This window comes from Streptomyces sp. BE20 (assembly GCF_036322525.1).
In the GTDB taxonomy this organism is placed as follows: Bacteria; Actinomycetota; Actinomycetes; order Streptomycetales; family Streptomycetaceae; genus Kitasatospora.
Window position 1 is genome coordinate 1 of sequence record NZ_JAQYWW010000334.1, and the last position, 1,477, is coordinate 1,477.

General features: G+C 71.9%; 1 protein-coding gene. It reads right to left on the minus strand.

Annotated features, from left to right (window positions below):
• Positions 1-1,477 (minus strand): acyltransferase domain-containing protein (locus PUR61_RS01795; RefSeq protein WP_443035106.1); only part of this gene is annotated, 1,477 nt, incomplete at both ends.

Genomic DNA, 1,477 nt, shown 5'->3' on the forward strand with positions numbered 1-1,477 from the left:
CGAAACCGCCGGGACCGAAGGCTCGGCGAAGGACAACCCACGCACCACGGCGCGGAAGTCCTCCAACATCGGCTCCATCAACCGGGAGTGGAACGCGTGACTGGTCCGCAGACGGCTGGACTTCCAACCCCGCCCGCCCGCAGCCTCCGCGACGGCGTCGATCTCGGCTGCCAGCCCGGCCACGACGACCGAGGACAGGCCGTTCACCACCGCGACGTCCACGTCCGGGAACGCCGCCAGCACCTCCGCCTCGGAAGCACCCACCGCAAGCATCGCCCCACCCGACGGAAGGGCCTGCATCAGTCGGCCCCGGGCCACGACCAACGCCGCCGCATCACCGAGCGACAGCACCCCGGCCACATGCGCGGCAGCAACCTCACCGATCGAATGCCCCACCAGCACGTCCGCCCGCACACCCCAGTGCGACAGCAGCGCATGCAACGCCACCTCGACAGCGAACAACGCCGGCTGCGCATACCCCGTCCGGTGGATCAACTCCTCGTCCGCCAACACCTCCGCCAACGGCCGGTCCAAGTGAGCATCCAGGTGCAACGCCACCTGGTCGAACGCGTCCGCAAAGACCGGGAAAGCCTCGTACAACCCCCGGCCCATCGACGCACGCTGCGCACCCTGCCCCGTGAACAGGAACGCCACCCGACCAGAACCCGCAACACCCGTCAGACCACCCGCACCGGAAGCTACCGCGCCCAGGCCACCGATCAACTCACCGGTCCCACCGGCGAGGACCACCGCCCGGTGAGCCAACGCAGCACGCCGGATCGCGGCGGCGCCGAGCGCCACCGCCGGGTCCCCGCCTTCTCCGGCGGAGGCCAACATGCGCGCGGCCTGAGCCCGCAGAGCCTCGGAGGTGTGACCGGAGAGCACCACCGGCACGATCGGCAACCGCGTCGGCACCGGCGCGGACACGGGCTCGGTCGCCGGGGGCTCCTCCAGAATCACGTGCGCGTTCGTGCCGCTCATGCCGAACGACGAGATGCCGGCCCGGCGCGGGCGGTCCCCGGGGTTCCACGGCCGGGACTCCGTCAGCAGCTCGACGGCGCCGGACGCCCAGTCCACGTGCGGGGACGGCTCGTCGGCGTTCAGCGTCGCGGGCAGCACACCGTGCCGCATCGCGAGAATCATCTTGATGATGCCCGCGACACCGGCCGCGGCCTGCGTGTGCCCGATGTTGGACTTCACCGACCCCAGCCACAACGGCTCGCCGCCGTCCCGGTCCTGCCCGTACGTCGCCAGCAGCGCCTGGGCCTCGATCGGGTCACCGAGCGTCGTGCCGGTGCCGTGCGCCTCGACCACGTCCACGTCGGACGCCGACAGGCCCGCCTGCGCCAACGCGGCCCGGATCACCCGCTGCTGCGACGGACCGTTCGGCGCCGTCAAACCGTTCGACGCACCGTCCTGATTGACCGCCGTACCCCGCACCACCGCCAGCACCCGACGACCCGCAGCCCGCGCCGAC